Source organism: Klebsiella sp. 141251, assembly GCF_050600725.1.
GTDB lineage: Bacteria > Pseudomonadota > Gammaproteobacteria > Enterobacterales > Enterobacteriaceae > Klebsiella > Klebsiella aerogenes.
On the sequence record NZ_JAQIRG010000003.1, the window covers coordinates 226198 to 251396 of the forward strand.

18 protein-coding genes are annotated in these 25199 nt (G+C 58.0%); 2 read left to right on the top strand and 16 right to left on the bottom strand.

The window, feature by feature from the left end; genetic code table 11:
* Window position 1: 1 nt before the first annotated feature.
* Genes PGR09_RS08845 through PGR09_RS08860 form a run of 4 tightly spaced genes read right to left on the bottom strand, consistent with a single transcriptional unit; the run spans window position 2 to window position 8026 of the window.
* Window positions 2-4108 carry an RHS repeat-associated core domain-containing protein gene (locus PGR09_RS08845; RefSeq protein ID WP_315710880.1) on the bottom strand — a complete coding sequence of 1369 codons (4107 nt, stop codon included), beginning with the start codon at window positions 4106-4108 and terminating at the stop codon, window positions 2-4.
* A gap of 10 nt (window positions 4109-4118) precedes the next feature.
* Complete coding sequence (locus PGR09_RS08850) at window positions 4119-4247, bottom strand: hypothetical protein (protein ID WP_015366119.1); 129 nt, start codon at window positions 4245-4247, stop codon at window positions 4119-4121.
* Entirely contained in the window at window positions 4244-5797 is a 1554-nt protein-coding gene (locus PGR09_RS08855) for a hypothetical protein (RefSeq protein WP_430916050.1), read from the bottom strand. The genes PGR09_RS08850 and PGR09_RS08855 overlap by 4 nt, the downstream gene beginning before the upstream one ends.
* 12 nt (window positions 5798-5809) lie before the next feature.
* Window positions 5810-8026 carry a type VI secretion system Vgr family protein gene (locus PGR09_RS08860; protein WP_047077920.1) on the bottom strand — a complete coding sequence of 739 codons (2217 nt, stop codon included), beginning with the start codon at window positions 8024-8026 and terminating at the stop codon, window positions 5810-5812.
* A gap of 653 nt (window positions 8027-8679) precedes the next feature.
* On the opposite strand from PGR09_RS08860, the gene PGR09_RS08865 reads away from it, so the two are divergent.
* Together PGR09_RS08865 and PGR09_RS08870 are read left to right on the top strand one after the other, a co-directional pair.
* Window positions 8680-9099 carry a translesion error-prone DNA polymerase V autoproteolytic subunit gene (locus PGR09_RS08865; RefSeq protein ID WP_015705808.1) on the top strand — a complete coding sequence of 140 codons (420 nt, stop codon included), beginning with the start codon at window positions 8680-8682 and terminating at the stop codon, window positions 9097-9099.
* A gap of 2 nt (window positions 9100-9101) precedes the next feature.
* Window positions 9102-10367: a Y-family DNA polymerase gene (locus PGR09_RS08870; protein ID WP_045398194.1), complete on the top strand. Its 1266-nt coding sequence runs from the start codon at window positions 9102-9104 to the stop codon at window positions 10365-10367.
* Between the two features lie 94 nt (window positions 10368-10461).
* On the opposite strand, the gene tssJ is transcribed toward PGR09_RS08870, so the two are convergent.
* The 12 genes from tssJ to PGR09_RS08930 all read right to left on the bottom strand — a co-directional run bounded on the left by tssJ (window position 10462) and on the right by PGR09_RS08930 (window position 25089).
* Window positions 10462-11001, bottom strand: coding sequence for a type VI secretion system lipoprotein TssJ (tssJ, locus tag PGR09_RS08875; protein WP_315710884.1), 540 nt, complete (start codon window positions 10999-11001; stop codon window positions 10462-10464).
* Window positions 10979-12064 (bottom strand): type VI secretion system baseplate subunit TssG, encoded by a 1086-nt coding sequence (gene tssG / locus PGR09_RS08880; RefSeq protein ID WP_430916052.1) that lies wholly within the window; start codon window positions 12062-12064, stop codon window positions 10979-10981. The genes tssJ and tssG overlap by 23 nt, the downstream gene beginning before the upstream one ends.
* Window positions 12028-13788 carry a type VI secretion system baseplate subunit TssF gene (tssF, locus tag PGR09_RS08885; RefSeq protein WP_430916053.1) on the bottom strand — a complete coding sequence of 587 codons (1761 nt, stop codon included), beginning with the start codon at window positions 13786-13788 and terminating at the stop codon, window positions 12028-12030. The genes tssG and tssF overlap by 37 nt, the downstream gene beginning before the upstream one ends.
* Window positions 13789-13860: 72 nt before the next feature.
* Window positions 13861-17244, bottom strand: coding sequence for an ImcF-related family protein (locus PGR09_RS08890; protein ID WP_430916054.1), 3384 nt, complete (start codon window positions 17242-17244; stop codon window positions 13861-13863).
* 65 nt (window positions 17245-17309) lie between these two features.
* Entirely contained in the window at window positions 17310-18551 is a 1242-nt protein-coding gene (locus PGR09_RS08895) for a hypothetical protein (RefSeq protein ID WP_430916055.1), read from the bottom strand.
* Window positions 18552-18788: 237 nt separating this feature from the next.
* Window positions 18789-19358, bottom strand: a complete 570-nt coding sequence (locus tag PGR09_RS08900) for a DUF3304 domain-containing protein (RefSeq protein ID WP_430916056.1) — start codon at window positions 19356-19358, stop codon at window positions 18789-18791.
* Between the two features lie 179 nt (window positions 19359-19537).
* On the bottom strand, window positions 19538-19879 hold the full coding sequence (locus tag PGR09_RS08905) for a hypothetical protein (protein WP_430916057.1): 342 nt from the start codon (window positions 19877-19879) through the stop codon (window positions 19538-19540).
* Window positions 19852-20439, bottom strand: coding sequence for a DUF3304 domain-containing protein (locus PGR09_RS08910; protein ID WP_430916058.1), 588 nt, complete (start codon window positions 20437-20439; stop codon window positions 19852-19854). The genes PGR09_RS08905 and PGR09_RS08910 overlap by 28 nt, the downstream gene beginning before the upstream one ends.
* A gap of 56 nt (window positions 20440-20495) precedes the next feature.
* Entirely contained in the window at window positions 20496-21254 is a 759-nt protein-coding gene (locus PGR09_RS08915; RefSeq protein ID WP_047045193.1) for a DUF4123 domain-containing protein, read from the bottom strand.
* A 2-nt stretch (window positions 21255-21256) separates the two neighbouring features.
* Window positions 21257-22417, bottom strand: a complete 1161-nt coding sequence (locus PGR09_RS08920; RefSeq protein WP_047077779.1) for a hypothetical protein — start codon at window positions 22415-22417, stop codon at window positions 21257-21259.
* Window positions 22414-22671, bottom strand: a complete 258-nt coding sequence (locus PGR09_RS08925; protein ID WP_047045199.1) for a PAAR domain-containing protein — start codon at window positions 22669-22671, stop codon at window positions 22414-22416. Before PGR09_RS08925 ends, PGR09_RS08920 begins: the two co-directional genes overlap by 4 nt.
* 39 nt (window positions 22672-22710) lie before the next feature.
* Complete coding sequence (locus PGR09_RS08930; RefSeq protein ID WP_430916059.1) at window positions 22711-25089, bottom strand: type VI secretion system Vgr family protein; 2379 nt, start codon at window positions 25087-25089, stop codon at window positions 22711-22713.
* Window positions 25090-25199: the final 110 nt, after the last annotated feature.

Below are 25199 nucleotides of genomic sequence, written 5' to 3' on the forward strand. Positions count from 1 at the left end.
TTTACATCCCACCATTTACTAATACACCGTCGACATAAACAGGAGAGTCCTTTATTAGATCATAATTTTCAAAACCACCATGACCTATACGTCCATATACGATATCCTCACCTTCACTATTAGTCCTATAAACCTTCCAGTAATCATTTCCATGAATATTTTGTTGTTTTGCGTTACCACCAGGATGATAATCTAATTTATATGTTGTACCAGATTTTGTCGTTTTCACATATTGTATATGTTGAATAGCCTCAGGCCTACCAGCTTGTGGATAGATCTTCGTCCAACCTTTAGATGTTAAAAGGGAGTCTATTTCAGCCGGAGTTTTACCTGTTAATTTATTTACCCACCTTTGGGTTATATTGTCCTTTTCCGCGAAGCCACATTTTAGTCCCAGCGGATCGATCCAGCTTAATGGGTTCGGCGCATACTGATAAACATTCAGCCCACCGGCTAATCCAATCGGATCCTGACTAATAAATCCCGCAATTTCAGGATCATAGTAACGATGTCGATTATAGTGCAGCCCCGTTTCAGCGTCAAAATACTGTCCCTGGAAACGCAGCGGGTTGCTGATACGATCGGCGTAGATCTCCCCTTTTTCTCCCCATACGCCCGTCTTCTCTGACCACACTATCTCGCCCTGTAATGACGTCAGGCGGACCGGCGCGCCGTTCGGGTCACAATGATAGTGCCAGCTCTCCTTCCTGCCCGCTTCCTGCGTCAGCAGCGCCAGCGGCTGAAAACTTCCCGGATAGTACACGTACTCGCGCATACTGCTGAACAGCGCGGCCTGCGCTTTCTGCCGCTGCAGCCGGCTGCCGGTATCAAAAATGTTCTGTGCCGCCAGCGGTTCGCGGGTGATAGTGACCGTTTCCCCCGCCAGCGCGTCGCCCTGCCAGTAGAACCAGCGCGTCTCTTCCGCCGTCTGCTTGAACACCCGGCGCCCCAGCCCGTCGTAACCGTAGCGCACCAGCCGCTCGCCCTTGCGCACCGCCACCAGCTGGCGGTTATCGTCCCAGCTAAAATCCTCTTTCTCGCCGTTATGCCGGACATCGCGCCGCTGTCGCAGCTCGCCCGCGCGATCGAATACATAACGCACCCCGCGCTGCTGCCCCTCGCGGAACCAGCCTCCGGCGCTCTCATTCACCGCCCGGGTCTGCGTCTGCAGGTGGCTGCCTGCCGCATCCTGCACAAACTGCCGCAGCGTACCGTCCGGCGCGGTATGGGCCGTCAAGCGCCCCACCGGATCGTAAGCGTAACGATCGCTGCCCCACAGGCTGTCATCGCGCCGGGTCAGGTTACCCAGCCTATCCCAGCTGAAGCCGCTGGTGAACAGCGGTAAATCATTCTGCAACACCTGCTGCGACGTCAGCTGGCCGAGCCGGTCGTAGGTGAAATGACGCGTCACTTCAGCCGACAGCTGCTCGCTGACCCGCCGCCCGGCCTCATCGTAACCCAGCACGATCGGCGCATCGTCATTCAGCTGGATCTGGCTCAACCGGTCATACTCATCCATGGCGTAACGCACCTGATGACCGCTGTCGCTGCGCCGGGAGACCAGCAGGCCGCGCTCGTTATAGCCATAATGCAGCTGAAAACCGTCCTGCTCCTCCAGCAGCACCCGCCCGGCGTCATCATAGCGCCACGCCAGCCGCCGCCACGGATTCTCACACAGCACCATCCGCCCGCAGGGATCGTAATGATACTTCGCCTGCAGGGTATCGCCGCTGCGCCGCTCGCTTAGCCGCCCACCGCGGTCGTAACCGTAGCGCACCAGCCGCCCCAGCGGATCCTCACGGCCGATCAGCCGGTTGCCTTTATCCCAGCCATAACGGGTCACCTGTCCCCAGTAATCGGTCTCCGCGGCGATGCGCCCCAGCGCGTCGCGGGTCAGCTGCCAGCGCTGACCGTTCTGGTTGATCACCGCCAGCAGGCGATCTTCCAGGTCGTACTGATAGGCAAGCGTCGCGCCATCCGGCGTCTCGCAGGCGGCCAGCATTCCGGTGCGGTTATAACGAAAACGGGTTATCTGGCCGGCTTCATCGGTGAAGTGAAGCGGTGAATCTTCCCGGTCGTAAGCGACGCGAATTTCGCCGCCCTGCGGATTGACCATCGCCACCAGCCTATCCTTGCTGTCCCAGTGGAAACGGCTGCTACCGCCACTGGCGTCAATACGCTCCAGCAGCGTGCCGCGCGCGGAATGCCGCAGTTGAGTGGTTCCCGCGCCGGCCTGGCTCAGCGCCTGCAAAAAACCAAACCGATCATAGTGATAACGACTCTGCCCGGAACCCGGCACGTCCGCCGCGCTCAGTTGTCCGTACTCATCATACTGATAGCGCGTGGTGACGCCGGTAGGGTCCGTTCCCGCCAGCAGGTTGCCGCGTTCGTCATAGTCCGAACGCCAACACGCGCCTTTCTCATCAATCAACGTCAGCACATCGCCGTCTTCATTGTAGGCCGCCTGAATCTGGCTACCGTCCGGCAGATGTTCGGCGATCATTCGCCCCTGTTCATCATACTCCCAGCGACGCGCGCTGCCGTCCGGCTCAATGAGTTCGACGGTACGGCCAAAATCATCGTAGTGGAAGACGGTATTGCCGCCGATCGGATCGATCTCTGAAACCGGCAGGCCGTTATCATCAAAGCTGACAGACGTTACATGGCCGTTGGAATCGGTGATTTCCACTTCGTTGAGCAAGTCGTGCCAGGCGAAATGGTAATCCCATACGCCGCCGTCGCCCCAGGCGTGAACCACCCGCCACTCGTCATTGAACTGGTAGTGGAAGCCCTGGCCGTTACGGTCGACATGGCTGGTCATATGGCGCTGTTGATAGTAGAAGCGCCGCGGATGCGAAAGCGCATCGATCTCCGCGCTCAACTGATTATCGCTATCGTATTCATAGCGGGTCAGCGGCGTGATCTCGTCATCCAGCGCGTTGCGCAGGCGTAGCGCCCGCAGGCGGCCATCCTGCCAGGTGACGAGGATCTCCCTGCCGCTCATGCCGCGCGTGCTGAACTCGCGGATGCGCTCAAGTTCGCGCCCCTGCCAGTCGAACTGCCAGCCGTTACCGTTACGGTCCGCCAGCCGGTAAATCGCCAGCGGCCCGCGCTTACCGCGAAATTGCAGCCGCGCGCTCCCTTCCTGCTCAACATGCCAGAAGCATTCGCCATTACGGGTTTCCCGCCACAGGCGGCTGCCGTCCGGCAGGCCAACAATAGCCTGCTCGCGGCCGTCGGACTGCGGCAGCGCCGCAAACAGCGTCATCCCTTCAGGCTGGGTCAACACCGCGACGCCTTCATCGGCCAGTATTTCAAGGCGGGTGTCAGCCGGAGTTGACCAGCCGTAACCGCACAGCCCTTCTTCATCGAGATCCGCCGACGAGTAGCTTCGCGTCCACGCCAGCGGCAGGCGGCCGGGTAACAAAAAATCCTCATGCTCCAGGCTCACGCTACCGTCGCGGATATCAACCGGTTCGGCGCGTAGCACCCGGCATTTCAGGACGCCGGGATCCATGTTGCGAAACAGCTTCTGGCGCAGCTTTTTAAACCGCCGCATAAACAGTCGCCACTGCGGCGTTTTTTTAACTTTCTTCAACCCCTTGCCCAACCCGCTTAACCCGGCGCGCATCAGCAGCGCCATCAGGTTGATGGTTGGCGGCCCGCCGACAATCACATTGTTGGGAATCGCGAGGTTAAACGTCAGCGGCAGCGTTAGCGAGAGCGGCTTTGGTTTGCTCAGCCGCTTCAGGCGGAACGGCGGCACCATTCCGAGGATGTTACAGCTCAGCACCGGCATGCCGATACGGGAAAACGGCTCACCGTCGACGGCGACGGTTTTACTGCCCATAAACAGCTCGTCTTCCATCTGCGGGCCGCCGGGCGCGCGCAGCGGCGGTACCCACACTCCGCCGACCGGAATATGCACCGCAATACCGCCGGTCCCCGCGCTGGCGCGTTTGATGCCGTTGACGTGTACGGTAGTGCCCAGCAGCGGCAGATAATCAAACACGTCGAAAACGATGCCGATATGCGGCGTCGGCAGCGGCCAGGGATAAGTATGGATATCCAGGCCAAGCTGCGGGTCGAAGTGAGCGCCGGAGTGCATCAGACGCGCCTCAGAACATGGCGCGCAGCAGCGCGCGCAGGAAGGTGCGCACTTCGGTGGCGAAACCGCCGTCCGAGAGGCTTAAAAACAGGATTGCCAGCAGCGTCACGGCAACAATAATAATAATCCGGGTCTTCATAGCGGGTTGCTCCCTGCAGTTTCAGTGGATGATGCATCGGTATTTCCCCAGGCAGGCAGGCTTTGCCATTCACCCGGCGGGGCATCAAAGGGGTGGGCGATCTCCGGCAGGCCGTTCCAGTGCGGATGCAGCGTCTCCCGCGCCAGACGGATCACGCGGCGAAAGCTGTCATCGCCGCCGCGGATCAGTTTTTCCCGCGCTTCGCGGATCAGCGCGAACGCGGCTTCCAGCTGTAGCTGTAACTGCCGATCCACGCGTTTTACCTGTTCGACGACAGGTTCCCGCGGCAAGCGGTCTTCCGCCTGCTGGATTAAGCGCTGTTTTTCGCTTTGCCAGCGCGTCGCGCAGGCTTCAAGCGCCTCGGTTCGCCGTTTATCATGGATGCGCAGCAGATCCTGAAATGCCAGCGGCAGCGTGGTCTGGGCGCGCTCTTGCCGTGGGATCGGCTCCGCCGCCTGGATGGCGTGGGCATACTCCTCCATCGCTTTTGCCCGATGCCCGGCGAGGTTGAGACAAAAACCGGACATCCGCCAGCCTTCTACGGCAAATACCGGATGTGGAATGGCTTGCGCTTCACCCGCCGCCCGGCGATAGCCTTTCGCCGCCTGGAGATACTCTTTGCGCGCAAACCAGGCGCCGGCCTCGCCAAAAGTGCTTTGGGTACGCAGTTGTCCTTTAAGCGCCGGCTCGGCAATTTCGCCGCTGATGTTTTGCGCCTGGCGGTAGTGTTCGACGGCCCGTTGATGATCGTTACCTTTCAACCAACCGCCGGCGATCAGGTTATGCATCATCGCCTGCTGGTCGGCCCAACCGCAGCGCTGGGCGACGCCGAGCGCCATGCCGCCGCGCGCGGCCACCTGCGCGGCGCTGCCTTTTTCCAGCAGCAGCATGGCGTCAGCCAGATAGCGGCGAAACAGCAGGCGATCGGGATTCGGATCGCTCTGCCCGCGCGCGGTTTGGTGCATCACTTTCATACTGTCGACATCATCGGTCAGCAGCCGTACCCTGCGCGGATGCGCCTCATACAGCGGCTGCCAGATCGGTTGCTCAAGGGTGTCGATCAGTAACAGTCTGGCGTTGCACGCCTCCTGCGCCAGCCAGCCGTTCAACCAGCGGTTCAACGCCTTTTCATCGCTGACGGCGGAGGGTTTCAGCACCAACACCAGATAACGTAAATCGTCATGAAATGTCGTCGCAAAATCCTGCAGCAGCTGCCGCAACTGCGCCGGGCTATAGGTCGGAAGAAAGCGTTCGGCATCCCATATAGCGGCATCCGGCGTCGCTTCGTAATGTTCCACAAACTCGCGCCCGAGCGCGTCGCTGTAGCCATAGCTGGTCTCAAACGGCGTGGTTAGCCCCAGCAGCAGATCCGGCAGCGAGCGCCCTTCGGGGTGCTGCTGCAGCGCGATAAAACCATCAAGCAGCGACTCGCCGCCGGCAGGCACCCGCCAGATAAATAAGCGGATCTGCTCCGCCTGCTCGCTGGCGTCCAGCCAGCTAAGCTCAAGCTCGTTCATCACTTTTTCGGTCGGATTCTTCGCCGCGTTCATTCCTTTTCCCTGTCAGGCATTGAGCTCAATCTTCTTACCATTCACCATCACGCCGGCGGCGTTAATGGTGATCGTCGACCCGCCAGCGGTAATCTCCACGCTGCCGTTGCTTATCAGAATGCCGCTTTCACCCACGTTGATATGTACGGTATCGGTAGCGCTGTCGGTTACGCTCCCTTGCGTAAAGCGGGTATCACCGCCGGTGATGCTCAGGGTACGCCCGGCGCCGATCGTCACCTCTTGCTTGCTGGCAATGGTCTGCGTTTGCTTACCGGTCACGGAAATATCGTGATTGCCGGTCACTCCCAGCGTCTGATTGCCGGTGACCTGCACGTTACGGTTCTGCTGGACGCTGACGCTTTCGTTACCCTGCACCTGACGGGTGCGATCCTGTACGACCGTCAGAGACTGCTTGCCTTCGACGGTCGCGGTATGGTTGCTTTTCACCGTGGTGGTATGGTTGCCGCTAATAGTTTCATCGCGGTTCTGCTCAACGCTTAGGGTCTCATTCCCCTTCACGCTCTCGGTACGGTTCTGCTCAACGGTGGTGGTTTCATTACCATTGATGGTTTTGCTGCGATCTTTGCCGACGGTAACGCTTTCATTGCCATCCACCGTGCGGGTTCGATTCTGTTTGATATGGCTGGTTTCGTCTTTGCCGACGGTTTTGGTGCGGTTATTGCCGACATCATGGGTCTCGTCGTTTTCGACTTCAGTATCCATGTTGCGCTCGGCGTGCAGCCAGAGCTGCTCTTCGCCGGGTTTATCTTCAAAACGCAGGGCGTTGGCGTTGTCCGGCGAACCATCCTTTGAGCGGCTCATAAAGCCCATCTGCGTGGCTGCCGCCGGTAGCGCCCACGGCGGCATACTGGCTTCGTTATAGACGCGGCCAATGACAATCGGCCGGTCCGGCTCGCCGTTAATAAAGTCCACCACCACTTCATCACCGACGCGTGGGATCTGTACCCCGCCGTAACCTTGCCCGGCCCAGGCGCTGGAAACGCGCACCCAACAGGAGCTATTTTCATCGCCCTGGCTTTCGCGGTCCCAGTGGAATTTCACCTTAATCCGGCCATATTTATCGGTCCAGATCGATTCTCCTTTCGGCCCTACCACGCGGGCGGTTTGCGGCCCGTAGGTGCGCGGCCAGTCGGTCCTTGACGCGGGGACAAATGGCGTCGCGGCGGGAATAACGGTGAATGCGATGCGGTGCTGCGCGGTATTTCCGCCGCCGGAGGCATACTGATTCTCTTCAAAATCATAGCGGGCGCCCACCACCAGCCATTTAGCGTTATCAGTCATATTAGGCGCATGCGTCAGGGTAAAGGTGTGTCCCGGGACGATACCGGTCGCGGTGGCGATACCCTGCGTTTGCTGCTGTTCGGCCTGCCAGGACTGCTGACGAATGCGGGCGTAGGCTTCGCCGTCGCCGTGCTCCATAAAGCGCCCCGGCCAGTCGTAAACGTCGATTTTGCCCGGCGTCGGCGAGACCGGGTTCTGCAGCGTTTGCAGCATCCAGGCGTGGGGCTTGCGAAAATCATAGTCATCGGTGCTGTAAAGCCCCGGCGTGACGACGTGGCTCGCCATCAGCTGGCTGATGCCCTCTTCGCCGACCGCGCCGCCGCCCGGCTGCGCATGCCAGGGAATAGTTTCATAACCGGGGAAGGATTCAGCCTGCTGATAGTCATCCATCAGCACCAGGGTATGGCCGTCTTTATCGTGGCGGAACAGATAGCTAATACCTTCCAGCTCCAGCAAACGGCTGATGAAATGGAAGCTGCTTTCCGCGTACTGCACGCAATAATCCCACTGCCGGTAGCTACGCGTAAGTTTGTCCTCAAACTTAACGTTATGCTCGCTAAACAGTTTGGCCACGATATCCGGCACCCGCTGCTGCTGGAAAATACGGAAGTTGCGGTCGCGCATCATCGGCCAGAAATCGGGTTCCAGCGTGGTCTGATAGACGGCGTAGCGCGTCTCGCCAAGATCTTCGGCGCGCACGGTAACGGCGGTGATTTTGCCGGAAAGATAACGCTCCTGCCCCCATTGGCCGGGGACCGCCACCGTCATGTTTTTGCCAAGCATGGCCTGACGGTCGATAGCAAAATCCTGGCTGAGTAAATCGACCTGAAAGTGGAAAGGTTCGGACAGTTTCTCCTGCCCGCTGAATTTCCAGAATAATAACGAGGAGCTGTCGACAGATGACAGGATCGATATCCGATTAACCATATGGATTCCTTTATGGTACAGGCAGCCGCGGGGCAAATTCCTTAAGATTGATAAATTATCCTGAATATTTATCAGAAGTCATCTCTCTGCCCGATAATTCCCCCAGGAATACTCTTAATTATTCAACTCTGTGCTTTTGTTCATCTTTATACCGTCATTATTAGTAGTGGAGCTTTCTTAACAGGCGTTAATTAGTGGTTTGACTTATTAGCAACGGTAATGAGGTAAGTCTGAAAATAGCCTCCTGGCGCGAAGAAATATGTTTAAACCTGCGCGGACGCTTTAAAATAACCGCGGCTGCGAACTGCCATCACAGCCATTTGCTCACCGGCCAGCTCTTGCATACGGTCGGCCGGTGAGCAATCCCAGCGCGTTAATCGCGCAGACATCCCGGTCTCGTTAATATCAGATCCTTTACCTCAGTCATATTCAGATTCTTTTTACATAAAATCGTCGCGCTATTTTCGCCAGCTAAACGGCGAAGTCGTTAATATTAGCGATGAGGTAATCTATTGTTTATCAACCGGCTTCAGACATAAAACCCCCGCCAGCCGGGCGCTGGCGCAGGTTTTGATAAGGTACGCCCCTCTTGATCTCTGCCACCGATCTACAATACTGTATATGCATACAGTAAAAAATAATCGGTGATCATCATGCAGTTTTTCACACTAACCGAACTACGCCAGATCGTGGCATTACCGCTGTTCAGCGACCTTGTTCCCTGCGGTTTTCCTAGCCCCGCGCAGGATTATGTTGAGCGGCGTATCGACCTGAATGAACTGCTGATTCAGCATCCAGGCGCCACCTACTTTGTGAAATCAAGCGGTGACTCAATGATTGGCGCTGGCATTGGCGATGGTGATTTACTGGTGGTGGATAGCTCCCGCAAGGCCGTCCATGGCAGCATCGTTATTGCCGCAGTGGATGGGGAATTCACGGTTAAGCGCCTCCAGTTGCATCCTGTTGTCATGCTCAAACCTGATAATCCCGCCTATCAGCCGATTATGCCAGGCAGTGAAGAGTGTCTGGAAATTTTTGGCGTGGTGACCTACATCGTGAAATCGGCGGGCTGATCGTGTTTGCCCTGTGTGATGTGAACTCGTTCTATGCTTCCTGTGAAACCGTCTTTCGCCCGGACTTACGCGGCCGCCCGGTGGTCGTTTTGTCCAATAATGACGGTTGTGTGATTTCACGTTCTGCGGAAGCCAAACCGTTTGTGAAAATGGGTGAACCGTACTTTAAACAAAAAGATATCTTCAGACATCATGGCGTGGTTTGCTTTAGTAGCAACTATGAACTCTACGCCGATATGTCCAATCGGGTAATGACGACGCTTGAAGAGATGTCGCCTCGCTGCGAAAAATACTCCATTGATGAAGTTTTTTGCGATCTTACCGGCGTGCGTAACTGCCGCGTTCTTACCGAGTTTGGACATGAGCTCAGAGCCACGGTGCGGCAACGCACGCACCTGACGGTAGGCGTCGGTATAGCCCAGACAAAAACGCTGGCTAAACTGGCGAATCATGCGGCAAAACGCTGGCAACAGCAGACAGGAGGCGTGGTTGACCTGTCGAATGCGGAGCGGCAAAGAAAATTGATGGCGGCGCTACCGGTGGAAGAGGTTTGGGGAGTGGGTCGACGCATTGCGAAGAGGCTTGAAGCGATGGGGATCCGGACAGTATTGCAGCTGGCTGACACGGATATTCGATTCATCAGAAAACACTTTAATGTCGTACTGGAAAGAACCGTCCGTGAATTACGCGGCGAACCCTGCCTTGAGCTGGAAGAGTTTGCCCCGGTAAAGCAAGAGATCGTCTGCTCCCGTTCGTTCGGCCATCGCATCACCGAGTACGAAGAAATGCGCCAGGCCATCTGTAGTTACGCCTCCCGGGCAGCAGAGAAACTTCGTCAGGAACATCAATACTGCCGGTTTATCTCCGTCTTTGTAAAAACCTCACCCTTCGCGCCTGACGAACGGTATTACGCCAATAATGCCTCGGTGGCCCTGCTTACCCCAACGCAGGACAGCAGAGATATTATCGCCGCCGCGACGCGTTGTCTGGATGCCATCTGGCAAAGTGGCTGCCGGTATCAGAAAGCCGGGGTAATGCTGGGCGATTTTTATAGCCAGGGCGTCGCGCAACTTAATCTGTTTGACGAAAATGCGCCGCGAAAAAACAGCCAAAAATTGATGGAGGTGCTGGACCGCCTGAATGCAGAAGACGGACGTGGGACGCTTTACTTCGCCGGCCAGGGTATCCAGCAACCGTGGCAGATGAAGCGGGAAATGCTCTCCCCGCGATACACCACCCGATATAGCGATCTGCCCACGGTTAAATGATTCCCCAACAGGCCAAACCTTAAATAAAATCAGGTTTGGCCATCATGGCGTCCGTGAGGTTATTAATTGAATATAAAATTGCGCAGCGCCTTTCTCACTTGTCCTTCCGTGGTTGCAGAACAAGTTGATGATGGCTGGCCTCAATGACGCGGGCGCGATCCGGGTCAAGATCCTCGCGGGCAAGCACCAGCTTCCAGTCGTTTTTCGTCAGATCCGGCGCCCGGAACAGCGCCACCACGGCGACATACTGCGCCTGTTCATCCAGCGGCATGGTGAGACTCATCGCCGTTCCCGGTTTGAGCACCAGGCCGCGGCTGGCCAGTTGGTCGTCTTTTAAAATGTCCTCTCCTTCCGCCGCCAGCTGCTGGTAAACCGTCTTATCGAAGGTCTTGCGATCTTTCAGCACATAGACCCGCACCATCACCGGCTGGGAGGCGCTGTTATCCTCGCGGTTATCGGTGTTTAACGCATTGCGCGCGCTAAAATCCAGACGCAGCGTTTTCACCTGGCGATAAAATACTGACTTTACGGCGGATGAGGCGACGTCGCTGATTTTCTGTGTTAGCCCGCAGCCCGCCAGCATGAACGGCAGAATAATCAGTGCGGATAGTTTAAGTGAAGTGATATGCAACACGTTGGTTTCCTTGTGATAATGGTGCAAGCGGCATGCCGCGGTAGCCGCCCAGTTCCGTGGTAAACGTGGCCGGTAAATCCGGCGGAACCGCGTCCCCCTCCATGCCCAGAACGCCGGTAATACCGAGCATAAACGGCGTTTCGCCGAGTACCGGCGCGGGTAACAGCGGCGTGGGAAGCGTTAAGGTGATTTTGGCCTTATAGCGCCAGCCGAGATAAACCCGCAGCAGAACCAGAAAGTCCGCATAGATTTGCCCTTCCGGCATCCAGCCTGCGGCCTCGGCGATATCATCGGTATACAGCGCGATCAGCAACTGGCTGGCAATCTCGGTCGTTTCATCGCCCAGCACCGTGTAGCCATCAAGCAGGAAATCGTTATCGCCGTAAAAACCCAGCGGCTGCGCCGGGTACACCGTCCGTGGGCAGTGCGGCGACGCTTCCGCCCGCGTATGGGGCGCCAACAAGCGTACCAGCGCCTGAATTCCCTCTTCGGTACGCGCGGGCAGGCGCATCACGCTGAGTAATGCCAGAAAGCGAGATACCGGCGCGGCAATATGCTGCGCGGTGCCGGGAATGCCCAGCCCGATCAGCCCCAGCAGGCTCTGCGAAGTACGGTCGCGACCGCCGTCTTCAAAGGTTGCCGGATACGAGTATTTGCGCCAGATGCGATAAAACTGGCTCAGAATGCGGTGGTTGAAAATATCGAGAAATGCTTCCTGCGCCTCATGCCCTTCTCTTTGCTGCGCAATATCATCCAGCCAGGCGGTAGGTAACGGCGAATCGACACCGTATAGCCCCATAAAGGTGGTGCGCAGCGTCGGCGGCGCGTCGGGATGCGCCTCATCATACTCCACCGCTTTGAGTTCGCTGACCGGAAAACCCATCCCCGGATGCGGGCGAAAGCGTATCGGATCATCCGCCGGGTTCAGCGTGCTGCCTAATGCCGGCGCGCCAGGTCGCGATTTTTTCAGTAGCTGACAGAAGCGGTAAAAGTTGATGCGCTGAATATCCCGCTCAAGCCGCGGGCTCAGCCGGGAATGCGGCGTTTGTGGTTCTCCTGCCATTCGAGACGCTCTCCGGTAGGTTGCAGTATCAGAATCAGACGATTAAACAGGTGGATGTCGGTATACAGGGCAAAGAAGCGGTTGAGCATCTCGCCAAACAGACAGATGTCGCCGTGCCCGGCGAAGCCGTTACCGTCGAGCGTCACTTCTATCTGCACGCCGCGTAGAAAATGCCCCTCGGCAAAACGTTCCACCTCACAGTGGCTCACATCGACGATCGCCTGCAGGCGACGGCGGTTCATTTCGTTATCCGTCCAGTCATACAACGCCAGCGCGCCGCGCAACACCTCGGCGTTATCCATCATCCACAAGAAACTGCTGCCGAGATGACTCAGCACCCGCCAGTGAAAACGGTCGCGATCCGGTGGATAACACGGTAACGTCGGCGCGCTGAGATTACGCACCTGGAGGCGCGACGTCGTGGATTTGACCACCGTGTCCAGCAGCGTGCTTTGCAACGCCCGGCGCGGCAGCTGGCCGTTGGTGCCGATCAGGCTCAATGACAGGGTTTCATTCTGCGGCACGCGATGCTGGTCAAACGCCTCGCCGCCCAGCGTCAGCCAGGTATCATGTAGCCCGGACGGGCCACGTTTAACGCGCGTGTGGTAATAATATTCCGGCGCATCATGGCGCAACATGCCGCCTTTGTGGCGAAAACTGGTAAACGGCACATACGCCTGAGTGCCGGAAAGGTGAGAAGAGGTGACGGACTCCACCGAATAGATTTCGGTGTGTCCATCCTGGACGCGCATGGGGCGCAGCAGATACTCACTTTGTAGTGAGTCCAGATGCAGCGGGTCCGACTCCAGCGGGAACAGGTTAATAACCGGGGTGCAGTGTAAGCGCAGATGTTTCTCTGACAACGCGTATTCCTGCGGCCACGATTTATCCAGCACCACGTCTATCTCAAACCATCCCGGCGCATCAGGAAACGTCATATTCTCCAGCCCGCACAGCGCGACCGACATAAATTTTTCACGAAAGCTGAAATACTCCAGCAGCAACTGGTAGCCGCTGAACCCGCCGCTTTGAGGCAGCAGCGCCTCATCGTTGGCAAACCCGCAGACGGCAAAATGGGCCGCCAGCGGTCTACTATCAGTCTCCCCCGCCAGACGTATGCCGATGTGCGCCACGTTCAGGGTCAGCGCTTCATGCAGCGCGCAGGCCAGCGGCGCATCGGCATTCAGGTATAGCGGGATACGGCGCAGGTCGAGCGTGCTCCAGTCAACCAGCTCGCCACAATCAAAACGCAGACAAATCGCCTGGCGGCCATCCGCCAGCGTCCTGATACTGGCGCGGGAGAGCGCGAGCGGCTGTAAGGTTAGCGGCTGGGTCGTGGTGTAACGGCAGCGGGTGCCCGTCTCGCCGATAGGCCGGGAGATCACCTCCGTCCCCTTCTCCAGCCGCTGTGGCTCTTTCATCTCCCGCCAGTCGATGCTGAACTCCACCATCGCCAGCGACGGAATGGTACGTAGATAATGCGGCCAGATCATACTCACCAGCCCGCCGGTCAGCTCCGGCAGGTCGTCGTCGAGCTTTTCGCGCAGCCGCCCCATCAGGAAAGCAAAGCCCTCGAACAGCCGCTCAACATAGGGATCGCGGGCGCCGGCTTTATCGAGGTTTAACGCCGCGGCGCGATCGGGATGGGCGCGGGCAAACTCCTCGCCAGCCTCGCGCAGATAGCGCATTTCAGCGTCAAAATAACGCAGAGTTAAATCGTCCATGGAATATCTCAGATGTCAGAATTAGAAAACTCGCTGCTTGTAAAGCAGCGCTTGCAGAGTGAATGTCGGCCCTTATTCCTCTACGTCACCGTCGGCAAACGGTTCTGCTCGTGGGGCCTCCACGATGAAAATCTGTGTCGGCAACGTGAAGTTTCGCAGTTTCAGCAACGCCAGCGGGCCATCGCCGAGTTCCGTACGCAGTAACCACTGCAGTTGCCGGCTATCCGGCGTATTGACCGTCAGGCGAAACAGCCCATCGCCGATCTGCTGGCGCTTCATTCTCTCCAGCATACGCAGCGTGCCCCACGGGCCGCTGTCGTTCGCCAATAGCCGGGCGCCCGCCGCCGTTGAGCTCCAGGTCAGCATCGCGCCGGGTTTGTTGAACGTCCCCTGCCAGCGGAAACTTTTCCATTCGGCAAGCTGGTTAAAGTAGTGCATATTCTGGCCGTCGAGGGTGAGCTGCGTTTCAACAATACCCGGCGTCGCCACCCCCTGTAGTTCAAACCCCATCCCCTGGCTGCCGTCGGTAAACAGGATGTCGGACAAGGAACTCAGTTGATTAATCGCCTTCAGGAAGGCCGGGTTAAACGTCAGCCCCTGACTGTGCGTGCTATCGGCCACCCAGCGGCTGCCCTCGCGGTTGAGCACGCCACCCAACTGGCTGGTGAGAAACCGGTCGATCCGCCCGCTGTCGCGGCGGATAAATGCCGCCAGCATCGGTAGCGAGACATCGTTTTTACCCGCGGCAAACGGATAGCGGCCGTCAAAAGCCGAATGCCAGTTGGCGACCACAGAACGCTGCCACGCCTCGTTGAGGCTGGCCGCCGATGGCTGCAGCACCGTCTCCCAGGCCTGCGTCAGCGGCTGGACGAACATGGTCTGGCCAAAACCGCTCCACTCTTCGCCGAGGCTGGCCGCCACCAGGCTGCCGTACTCCTGGGTGTCGGTCAGGTCGACGCTTTTGCCCTGGAACACGGTCTGCGCCAGCTGCTGCATCATCGCCTGCGGGTCGGGGGCGTTTGCCACCTGCTGGAGCCGCAGGCGTACGCGAGTCAGGCGAGTCAGCCAGGTCTGTAAACTGAGGGTGCTGTCTGCGGCGACCACGCTCTGAGAGGGATTTTTGCCCATCAGCGCCAGCAGCGGCCCAAAGGTACTCTCCAGCGGGCCGCGCACGCCGCCGGCCTGCTGATCGATAAACGGCTGCTTATCCTTATCGAGTAGATTTTTAGCCGACTTCACCAGCGAATCCGCCACGCCCTCACGCTGCTGCCCGGTCTGCCCCTGCCAGGCAAGGGTATTCATCAACGCAATCAGCGGCGACTGACGAACGTCGCCCGCCAACGTCAGCTGATCGGTAACATCGGCAATATTGCGCGCCGGATTCAAGCGAATGCTATTGAGAAAACCCAGCCACGCCCCGGCGAAATCGGTGAAATAGCGATCGGTCAGCCGCTGTTTCAACGCCTCCGGGGAGACATCGCCGCTGACGGTCTGGCGGCTATCGCTCAGCACCCAGTCGATCTCATCGCGCCTGGCCGCCACCGCCTTATCGATCGCCTCGCGCACGCCGCCTTCCCACGCCTGGCGGGTGAACATCCCCGGCACCACCTCTTCCGTGGTAAACAACCGGCTGGCATTGGTCTGCGGCGTCATATCTTCCAGCGTCATGTCGGCATAGTTGCGGCGCACCTGCAGCAACATGTTCTCGTAAAGCGTGCTTTCAGCGTTGCGCCGCCCGATTTGCGCCAGCAGCACCTGACGCGCTTGCGTCACCAGCGCGGCGTCCGGGGTGATTTTCCACGCCGGCTGCGACGGCAAGTTGTCCATATAGAAGGCCCATAGATCGGGGGCGATACTCTGCCAAAGCGCCGGGGCGACTCCCCGACGCGTCTGCTGCGCGGCGGTCATTGTCTGGCGGTAAAACGCCGCATCGGCTTTATCCGGACGCGCCATCATCAGATAGGCCTTTAACTGGTCATAGCCCGCTTTCGCCAGCTGCGCCCGCTGCGGGCTGCGCGGCGGCAGGTTGACCAACACCGTCAGTTGCCGGGTGAGCGCTTCTGCCGCCGCGTCGCGGATCAGACGCTGGTTAGCCCGCCCATACCACGGCAGCAGCGCGGTAGAAAGCGGCGCGTTATGATTAAGACCAAAGCGCTGATACCAGGGCGCGCCGTTGGCGAGCTGATTCTGTAGACGGCCGATATCGTTACGCAGCACCTGCAAATCGATCAGCTGTTGGTCGTTAACGACGGGCTGCCGCAGCAGCTGTACCCGCTGGGTGGCGCTGACAATTTGCTGGCGGTTGACGATAAAAGAGAGCAGGCTTCCCGCCGCCCACAAGCCAAACAGCGCCAGCAGGCCGACACCGAGGGAGCGGCGCCACGCCCCCCCCACCGGCACGCCGCGCGCGCGGCCGCAGTCTGCGATGATCCCCTGCCAGACGGCCGGGGCTGACCAATGGTGGGGATAGAGCCCATTGTCCGCCGCCTCTTCCGCCTTTAACGAGGGGCTGAACAGCAGACCGCGGAGCGGGATCTGTTGCAGATACCCGGTAATCCACGGCGTCAGTAGCGTCTTCCAGCCGCTGATACCGCCCTCCTTCAGCCATTTAGCGACACGCAGCAGGTAATCGTGGGACGAATCAGCGCACAACTGGTGGGTCCCCTGCGCCAGCATGGCTGGCAGAATGGCGCGAAGCTGCCGTTCAACATCCTGCGGGACGGCCCGCGGCGGGAGCAACGCCCCCAGCGTCTGGGTAATGCGCGTATCCTGCGGCCAGTCGCTGTCGTGGAGTTGCCACAGATAGACCGGCGGCTGGTAGCGCAGGACCTGCGCAACCTGCTCCAGCGTACGCAAATACCCGTCCAGGTTCGCGGCGGTGGCCTGAGCATTGTCCAGCGCCAGCACGATACCATCCAGCGGTCGGCGGCCGCGCAGCCGACGCAGGGCGCTGAGCCGCTCGTTATCCACCTTCGCCGACAGGCTACCGCCGTGAATTAGCACCGTACCGCGGCCCTCCAGCCATTGCTGTTGCGCAAGGCCGGGAACGATGGCGGCAATCTGCGCCGCCTCGCCAGCGACCCACAGCAGGCGGACCTTATTGCGCCACAATCGGCCGTAGCGGCGACGAAGAGTGTGCTTTAAGGACGCAAACGGCTGCGCCGGTTTTGTCTGCTGGCTAATAAAAGTCCGCGTCTGACGCTGTTGCCCATCGGCTTTTTGCCTGATAAACAGGTGGAAAGCAATAAAGCCCAGTACCCAAAGACAGAGACCAAACGCCCAGACCAGGCTGCAGACGGTCACTATCTCGCGGACCGCCGTCCACTGCAGCGTGCGGTTGGCGTGCCAGTTCCACCATCCCAGACCGCCCAGCAGGACCACAATTGTCCAGACGGCAAGACACAGGGTCGCGGTAGCCGCTACGGTCATTACCGCGGCATTTTTTTCCTTGAACATAAAATTGATGATTCCCTTAGCCACGGGCGTGCATCATCACGCCCGTATAGCGTTATTAAGGATACTTAGCGGATATAATGAATATGGCGATATATTTTACCCAGCACGCCCGATACCGTATTCAGATCTTTCATATCCGTTCGCGCCTGCACTAATATATCGCCGACATTAATATCTATAATCGATTTTACCCGCTGGCCAAATTGTTTCACCGAATCCCACGTATCATCATCGTTATCGTAAATCGTCCGCGACGCAAAATAACCGTGGGAAAACGAGGAATGCAGCGGATCATGATTATATTTGGCCAGCGTGTCATGCACGTAGTTATCGTAAAAATCCAGCATCGTCGGCGAGCCCATCAGCGCCGCCCGCCGGGCATCGCCGCTTTTCTTGATCTGGATATATTCCGACTCCTGCGCCGCCACCAGCGGACCACCGAGCTGGTTGGTTTGCGTGGTGGGGATCACATCCAGCAGCACCTGGCCCAGCAGCGCCACGATACCGGTATGGGCAAAGTCATAGCCCCACGCCGCGCGATCCAGACGATCCTTATCGATAAACGGCACTTCACGCGGCCCTTCGTTTTCCGCGGGCGCCGCCGCCGACGGCAGCGCGCCGGACGATTCATTCAGCGCCTGCTGATAAAAAGGCTTACGCTGATAATACTTATCGGCGTATTGCGGGCTGGCAAAGCGCTCGGTGCGCCAGGCGGTGATCCAGCTCAGCTGGTCCGCCAGCATCACCTCCAGCGCTTTGGCCTTCAGCGGCACATACACCGGATCCGGCAGTTTGCCCAGCGGGCCGTTCTCCGGCGGCTTCGCGGCGGTGGCTGCGGCTTTCGCCTTATCGCTATCCGCCTTGTCGTGAGCCGCCTTCAGCGCGGCGACCGGATCCCGGCCCTGAGCCACGGCGATGGCCACCACCTCCGCCTCGTTGACGGCCGGCGTTTCGCTCTTCGCCCCCGCCTGCTGCGCCCCGGCCTGCTGCCAGGCGTTAAACAGGGCGATGGCCTGGGCGGAGATTTTGAATTGTTTTATAACGGCATTACTCATTACCCGATACTTTTTGCCTTTGGCGCCGCCGGGCAATACCTCCTCGGGTACGCTCAGCGGCGCCCCGGCATCAAAGGCGGCGGCATACATATCGTGCAGCACAATCTTTGACAGCAGGCTGGCGGCATCGGTCTGCACTTTGCCGAGTTCCGTGGGCTTACAGTCGCCGCCGACATCGGCATGCATCCCGGGGTAGACCACCTCCACCGCTCCGGCCGGGTATGTCCGAGGGATGTTCTGACTCTTTAACATACCCCTCCAGGTACTGCCTGGCGTAATTGCCTTCGGTCTGCGTTCTGCTCGCAGGCAGGCGCCCGCGCTCGTTGTATTCGGTTTTCTGCTGCGTGGAGTTATCCGCTGACGTTTTCCCCTTTTTATCATCCGGCCCGGGAAACTTTGGCGGTAGGCTGGCCGCTTCTGCGGTGGAGGTTTTGACCGCGACCGGAGTGGCACCGGTCTGAAAAGCCGCAATAAGCGCCTTCAGAGCATTCAGCATGGAGTCTGCGGTGTCGGACATACAACTTCCTCCTTGATATGTTTGAAAATAACGCTATCTGCTTTTTTTTCTTCGTCAGGTTCAGGTTGTACTGGGTATTCAGGGGAATCACGCATATGACAGGAACGGACTATCCGCACCTTATCGCAGGGGAAAATATGCACGTCGAAACCGCAGGCCTGATCCTCCTCCCAGCGCTCAATCGGCACGGTAATTGGCCCATGGCGCTGATAGTGAGTTTCATAATCATCGGGCATCTCACTTGATTTCATCCAGGCGTTAGGATCGGAGGTCCAGGTAATTTTTGCCGTCAGCCCCGGGCGCCAGACATCAGGCACCATCACGCAGCAGAAGCCGCCGCCGCCGCCGTAGGAGTTAGCGCCTGGCCCGCCGTAGCCATTCACCTGCACCGAAACGATGGCGTCCGGACCGTGGTTATAGACATTTAAATCAGCGCCGCTCATGCCGTCGCGACTATGGTCGCGGCAGGCCGTCAGCAGGCAGAGAAAAACGGCGGCCAGCACCGCCAGCCCGCTGGGCAAAATACGGATATGCTTTATCATTGATGTGTCCTTACAAATATAAAGTGATGACTTATTAATAAATGGCGTAATTAAATGCTTGTATTTATGCTAATAGATGAACCGCCATATATAACTGATGATGATATTTGTAGCGGTCAAATAAAATGGGCCGCTGCAAATATCAATACCGGTTTCTCATAGACCAGAGCCGGGCAATATTAGTCAGCAGCGAATTGTGTATGCAGGCTGGCGGGGCAGCCTGGCGCCGTTTTTTTGTCCGATTGATGATCGGACTCCCCGACATATCCCTCCAGGTACTGCCTGGCATAGTTGCCTTTGGTCTGCGTTCTGCTCGCCGGCAGACGGCCGCGCTCGTTGTATTTAGTTTTCTGCCGCGTGGTTTTATCCGCGGGCTTTTTGTCATCCGACCCGGGAAACGTCGGCGGTAAGCTGGCCGCTTCCGCGGTGGAGGTTTTAACAGCGGTCGGTGTGGCACCGGTCTGAAAGGCGGCAATAAGTGCTTTCAGGGCATTCAGCGTGGAGTCTGCGGTGTCGGACATACAACTTCCTCCTTGATATGTTCGATAAGTATTTTGTGTGCCCTTTCCCTCCAGTCCGGTGGAGACTGAGGGACTGGATATTCAGGTTGACCTGGCTGAACCGGCCCCCCCGGGAGCACACAGGAACGGACTATCCGCACCTTATCGCAGGGGAAAATATGCACATGAAAACCGCAGGCCTGCCCCTTCTCCCAGCGTTCAATCGGCACGGTAATCGGCCCATGTTTCTGATAATGAGTTTCATAGTCGTCCGGCATCTCACTGGACTTCATCCAGGAATTAGGGTCGGAAGTCCAGGTGATTTTTGCCATCAGCCCCGGCCGCCAGTCGTTGGGCACCATCACGCAGCAGAAGCCGCCGCCGCCGTAGGAGTTAGCGCCTGGCCCGCCGTAGCCATTCACCTGCATCGAAACAATGGCATCCGGACCGTGGTTTAACAACGTTATGTCGGCGGCGCTCATGCCGTCGCGACTGTGATCGCGGCAGGCCGTCAGCAGGCAGAGAAAAGCGGCGGCCAGCACCTTCAGTCCGCCGGGCAAAATACGGATATGCTTTATCATTGATGTGTCCATACAGAACTGATAATCGCCTATTGATTATCAAAAGGGAGGATGTTTCATTCCTCAAAGTGACTTTCAAACCAGGAAGCTAAATCACCGATAAAATTCTGCTGATGCGCCTGCCAGCCGAGCTGCCAAAGGGTATTAAATTTGTCCTCCTGAGTCGTAAAAAAGGTGCAGAATTTTTCAGAAACCGTAAATCGCTGGGCATCGATAGCGACATCCAGTTTCATTATTTGCTCATCGCTGAAATTAATCTTGATCGCCTCCGGGATCGTTGCCTGAACTGGCGAACACTCGCCTTCCAGCCAGCAGATCTTGTTGTCTCTATCGCGGTAGCTCCAGAGATAAACCGGTTCTAAAAACCACGCTTTTTGTTCTTCAGTGAGCACATGCCGCATCAGCAAGGGGAACATGCGGGTATCGTAATAGCGCACCAGGCCAGAACGGTCTTCCCAGGCGCCATCGGCCAGATTGCGCAAGTGGGCGGCGAGCGTTGAAAAACTTAGCGGTGAGAGAAAGATCAGCAGACCCGGCTTGTAGGAAAATGCGGCGATCAGATCGGCGAGCCACTGACGATGCTGCCAGCAAGCTAGCTCAAGCCGCATCAATAAAGGCGCCATCTCCAGCAGCGGCTCTTCCGGTTGCCCCTGATAGAGCGAGAACCACTGCACCGGAGGAGAAAGTCTATTTAAGCCATCCAACAACGGATTGCTTAAAACACCTTGATCGGCAATGAGATAGACGTCGCGCAGCGCGAGCTTTCGGGCAAATTGTTCCAGCTTGCTAGTCCATTCCTGATTCATTAACGACATGTTCATTCCTTCTTATCTTGAGGTTGCGGTGCCGGCACGGCTGCGGTGACGATGCCCAGAGAGAGAGCATGACGCGGATCGCGGGCGATCCAGCCGCAAGACTGATGAAAGCGGCGGGCAAATATCGCCGCCAGCGCGATGGTGATGAGCTGCTCCATCTGCCCTGTCTCTCCCCAGTTTTCATCCTGCAGTAGTTGGTTGCTGTTCCAGCCGCTTTGCGCCAGTTCCGGGATTTGCGGCTGTGTAAATGCGATACAGGGATCGGGCGGACGTTCGGCCCCGCTTTGCTGCATCGCCCGCTGACAGACCTGCTGGATATTTTCCACCGCGGCGCCTTCATAAACCTCGCCGCGGGTCAGTCGCGCCTCCCCCTCCCGGGCCAGTAACCACAGCACGGCGGATTCACCCGCCGGTCTTGCGGTATCAGCCGTCGCCGCTACCGACTGGCACCCTGCCACCAGAATGAAACATGCGTCGCCAGCCACATTCATTCGTGCGGTAATCTCCGATAAGCTGGCCTCACCTTGCCAGGGTTCCGCCATATGCGGCAACTGAGCGGTGGGATAGCGCTTTCGCAGCTCGGCGCAAAATTCTCGCCATGCCGGTTCGCTGCCCTGCCAGTAACAGCCGCTCAGACAGGGAAATTGATGATCGCCTCGCTGCGCCAACCATTGCCGCACCAGCATCCGGGCCAGCTGTTGTTCGCGCAGGTCGATATCAACGATGTCCGAGTGGATCAGCCGCAGCGCCCGCGCACCGGCCTCCAGTTTCTCTTTTGGCGCCTGATGTTCTCGCTTCAGCAGCGTCTGCCAGTGCTCGGGCTCACACCCCACCGGCCCCAGCAGCACCGTTTCCCCCAGCCCTACGCTATATTGATGCCGGGCCCACCACGTTTGATGATCGAGATCGATCAACCGCTGGTAGTACTGGGTGTAGTGGACCGACAGGCGGTAATAAAGCAGACGCAGCATCCAGATGATGAAGACCAAAAGCACGGCGCTAACGATCGCGACGGCAATTAACGCCCCTCCACGCGCTTCGGCAGGCATTAACGCCGCTCCTCCTCCGCTGATAAACGTCAGCCCCGCGCCAAAGGACAACCACCGTCCGTTGTGGGGTGGCGTGGCGGTTTTGTAAGGCAGATAGTCGGTGAGCTGTCTCATAGCGCGACTTCGCAATCAGGGCGTGAACTCACCAGCGTACAGCCGCAGGCGCAACGATGCCCCTCAAGAGCCACCGGAGCACCATCCACTTCATACAGCGAGCTTCCTTCGGCTATGACCGTCAGGCCATGTTTATTGCAGCTCACCTGGTCGCCTTTACAGGCGATACCTTTACCAAAACAGAGGTAATGGCCGCCGATCACCGTACCGCCATGCTCACGCAAGCTATCACCCTGCCGAATAATGGGTTTCAAGGTCTGTTCCTCCGGGTAAGTTATATCAATGAGCGATTGTCAGGCGGCACGCGGAACAAAGGTCTGAGCCAGTTCTTGCGCATGAATCAGGCAATCTTTACAAATCGATGTGGGAAGGTCGGGAAGCGGAAATGTCTCGCCGGCGGGCCCTTGCATCTTATGTGTGCCCTTAAAACTGAGCAGGCTCGGGCTATGAAGGTGGATTTCCCCCTGCGGAGTCAGACGAATGTAGCCGCCGCCGCAGCCCAGGGTGATACCATTTTTGGCGGTAAGCTGCAGATGACCCTGCGTTGACTGAACGGTAATATCTTTCAGTGAAGTGAGCGCCAGAGTATCGCCGTGCGACTCTATCTCCAGCGGGCCTTTCACCGATACCATACGCATCCCTTCGCGGTGGGAAAGCAGTGAGATAGCGTTTTTGGTATTCACCGACAAACGATTACCGCTGGCCAGCGCAATATCGCTGGCGCTTTGCAGATACAGTCCTTTACCACTCTGCAGCAGCGTCGTTTCCGCCGTCACGATGCCGATGCCCTTCGGCGCGCTCATCAGCAGGACGGGGCTCGCCAGATTGACGGCTTTGCCGACGAACTGCTTTAACGTGCTGATATCCGGTGGAGTGTTGTAGTGGGTGCGGGCAATCTCCTGCCAGTCGTTGAGCTGAACTGCGGCGGCGCTGAGCAATTTACTGGCGGGCTCCATTTCCGCGACCGCCCCCATCGCTTTCAGCTGTTCGTCGGCGGTGATAAATATCCCTTTGCCTGCGCGGATCGCGCCGTAGCTGTCGGTGCGTAACTCAAACCCTTCTCCCCGCGGCGTGTTCTGATGATCCACCAGATGGCCGAGGTTCAGTTGGCTCTTGCCGCCATATTCGGTACTGACCTTAACGTGCTCTTTACCTCGGGTATCATCGAGGCGAATTTTGTTGTTCGCTGGCGTGCGCAGCACGTTGCGCTTGTAGTTGTAAAGCGTCACATGGTCCTGGTGCGTGGAATCGTGCAGCGCGCCGGCGATGTAGGGCCGATCCGGATCCCCCTGCTCAAAAGCGATCGCCACTTCGGTTCCCGCTAACAAAGGCAGATGCAGGCCATAAGTTTCACCGGCGTAAGGGCGTGCCTGCCGCACCCACAGGCTTTCCTCACCCGGCTGCCAGCGATCGCGGTCGAATAATAAGTTCACCCGATAACGTCCGTCGCGATCGATATGGCCGTAGAGATCGTTGATTTTGGTGCTGGTGACGCGCGCTGGCAACGTCCCGGCCATCTTGGGTTTGCTGATGATTGCCGGGCGAAAGCAATAGGTTTCTACACTGGGAATGGCCTGAAACGTCACTTCGAAGCTGCGATCGCGGCGGGCGCGACAGTGAATAGCGGTGATCGCCACGCCCCGGCGCCAGACCTCCGTCACTTCCTCGCCGCCGTTCACTTTTAGCAGTTGGCCGGGTGCCAATGTCGCGCAGTTTGTTTCCCCGCTCAGCCGCGTCTGCTGGTTCAGGTAGCGCTCATGGCGAATACGGGCATAAAAGGCCCCGCTCTCCGGGTCCGGCGTATGCTGGTAGCGACTACCCGGCGCCAGATAGTTGTCCGCCCAGTGATAGGCTTCACCATAGGTGGTACTATCGCCGCGGCTGACATTGATGTTGAGATTCATGTCCTCGGGCGCGTTACGATAGTTGTAGTCACGGGTGAAGACCGAACGCTCAACCACGTGGTGTCGGCTCTGCAAATCCCACACCGACTCGCTGCCGCCGTCATGCTGCCCTGACGGGGCGACCGAGGGCAACGCCAGCCCCGCCTCGTAGTGTTGCTGGTCGTCGAAGAACTCCGCCACATCAATATTTAGCCGGGTATCTGCGGTGAAGCGAAACCAGATCCCCACCTCGCCCAACAGCCGGGAGATAAAAGTCAGATCGTCCTCGCCGTACTGCATCACCTGTTCACGGCGCGGATATTCATGCGCCAGTCGAAATACAAAATCTTCCCCGCGCATGTGGTGACGGGTTCTGAGAATGTGCTCCACAATCTGCGGCACCGACATGTCCTGGTAAATTCGATTCTGATGGCTCTTCGACAGTAACGCCAGACGCGGCTGTAACGTCAAGGCGTAACGCGTTTCCTCCTTTGAGGTGGAAAGCCGTTCAAAAGTGGTGATCGTCCCCTGCAGCACGCGCACCGGTTGCTGGAGCTTAATGCCAAATCCCTGGTCAACCGGCGCCTGCAAGGTCAGCGAGGTGTTTTGCAGCAACATCTGCTGCGGGGTGATGGCGCGATCGCAGCTGGTAAATTCAATGGTATAGCGGAAAGGCTCGCTTAAGTTTTCCTCGCCTTCGAAGCACAGAACATCCAGCGAGGAGTTACAGCCATGCACCTGTAAAAGATGATGACTGTGGTTGAAAAACAAAGGCTTTATGTCACTCATGGTTTATTTTCCCTTATCAAACACCATTTTCTTTATCTCCCTTCCATCACTTTCAGCCACGCTACCGCCCGTCGCTGTTTCCTGTTGATGAGGAGCCCAAAAGCGCACAA

Bases quoted from the DNA above. Each gene is read 5' to 3' on its own strand.
- PGR09_RS08845 (WP_315710880.1), bottom strand. From the start codon at position 4,108: ATGCACTCCGGCGCTCACTTCGACCCGCAGCTTGGCCTGGATATCCAT.
- PGR09_RS08850 (WP_015366119.1), bottom strand. From the start codon at position 4,247: ATGAAGACCCGGATTATTATTATTGTTGCCGTGACGCTGCTGGCAATC.
- PGR09_RS08855 (WP_430916050.1), bottom strand. From the start codon at position 5,797: ATGAACGCGGCGAAGAATCCGACCGAAAAAGTGATGAACGAGCTTGAG.
- PGR09_RS08860 (WP_047077920.1), bottom strand. From the start codon at position 8,026: ATGGTTAATCGGATATCGATCCTGTCATCTGTCGACAGCTCCTCGTTA.
- PGR09_RS08865 (WP_015705808.1), top strand. From the start codon at position 8,680: ATGCAGTTTTTCACACTAACCGAACTACGCCAGATCGTGGCATTACCG.
- tssG (WP_430916052.1), bottom strand. From the start codon at position 12,064: ATGGCAGGAGAACCACAAACGCCGCATTCCCGGCTGAGCCCGCGGCTT.
- tssF (WP_430916053.1), bottom strand. From the start codon at position 13,788: ATGGACGATTTAACTCTGCGTTATTTTGACGCTGAAATGCGCTATCTG.
- PGR09_RS08890 (WP_430916054.1), bottom strand. From the start codon at position 17,244: ATGTTCAAGGAAAAAAATGCCGCGGTAATGACCGTAGCGGCTACCGCG.
- PGR09_RS08895 (WP_430916055.1), bottom strand. From the start codon at position 18,551: ATGTTAAAGAGTCAGAACATCCCTCGGACATACCCGGCCGGAGCGGTG.
- PGR09_RS08900 (WP_430916056.1), bottom strand. From the start codon at position 19,358: ATGATAAAGCATATCCGTATTTTGCCCAGCGGGCTGGCGGTGCTGGCC.
- PGR09_RS08905 (WP_430916057.1), bottom strand. From the start codon at position 19,879: ATGTCCGACACCGCAGACTCCACGCTGAATGCCCTGAAAGCACTTATT.
- PGR09_RS08910 (WP_430916058.1), bottom strand. From the start codon at position 20,439: ATGATAAAGCATATCCGTATTTTGCCCGGCGGACTGAAGGTGCTGGCC.
- PGR09_RS08915 (WP_047045193.1), bottom strand. From the start codon at position 21,254: ATGTCGTTAATGAATCAGGAATGGACTAGCAAGCTGGAACAATTTGCC.
- PGR09_RS08920 (WP_047077779.1), bottom strand. From the start codon at position 22,417: ATGAGACAGCTCACCGACTATCTGCCTTACAAAACCGCCACGCCACCC.
- PGR09_RS08930 (WP_430916059.1), bottom strand. From the start codon at position 25,089: ATGAGTGACATAAAGCCTTTGTTTTTCAACCACAGTCATCATCTTTTA.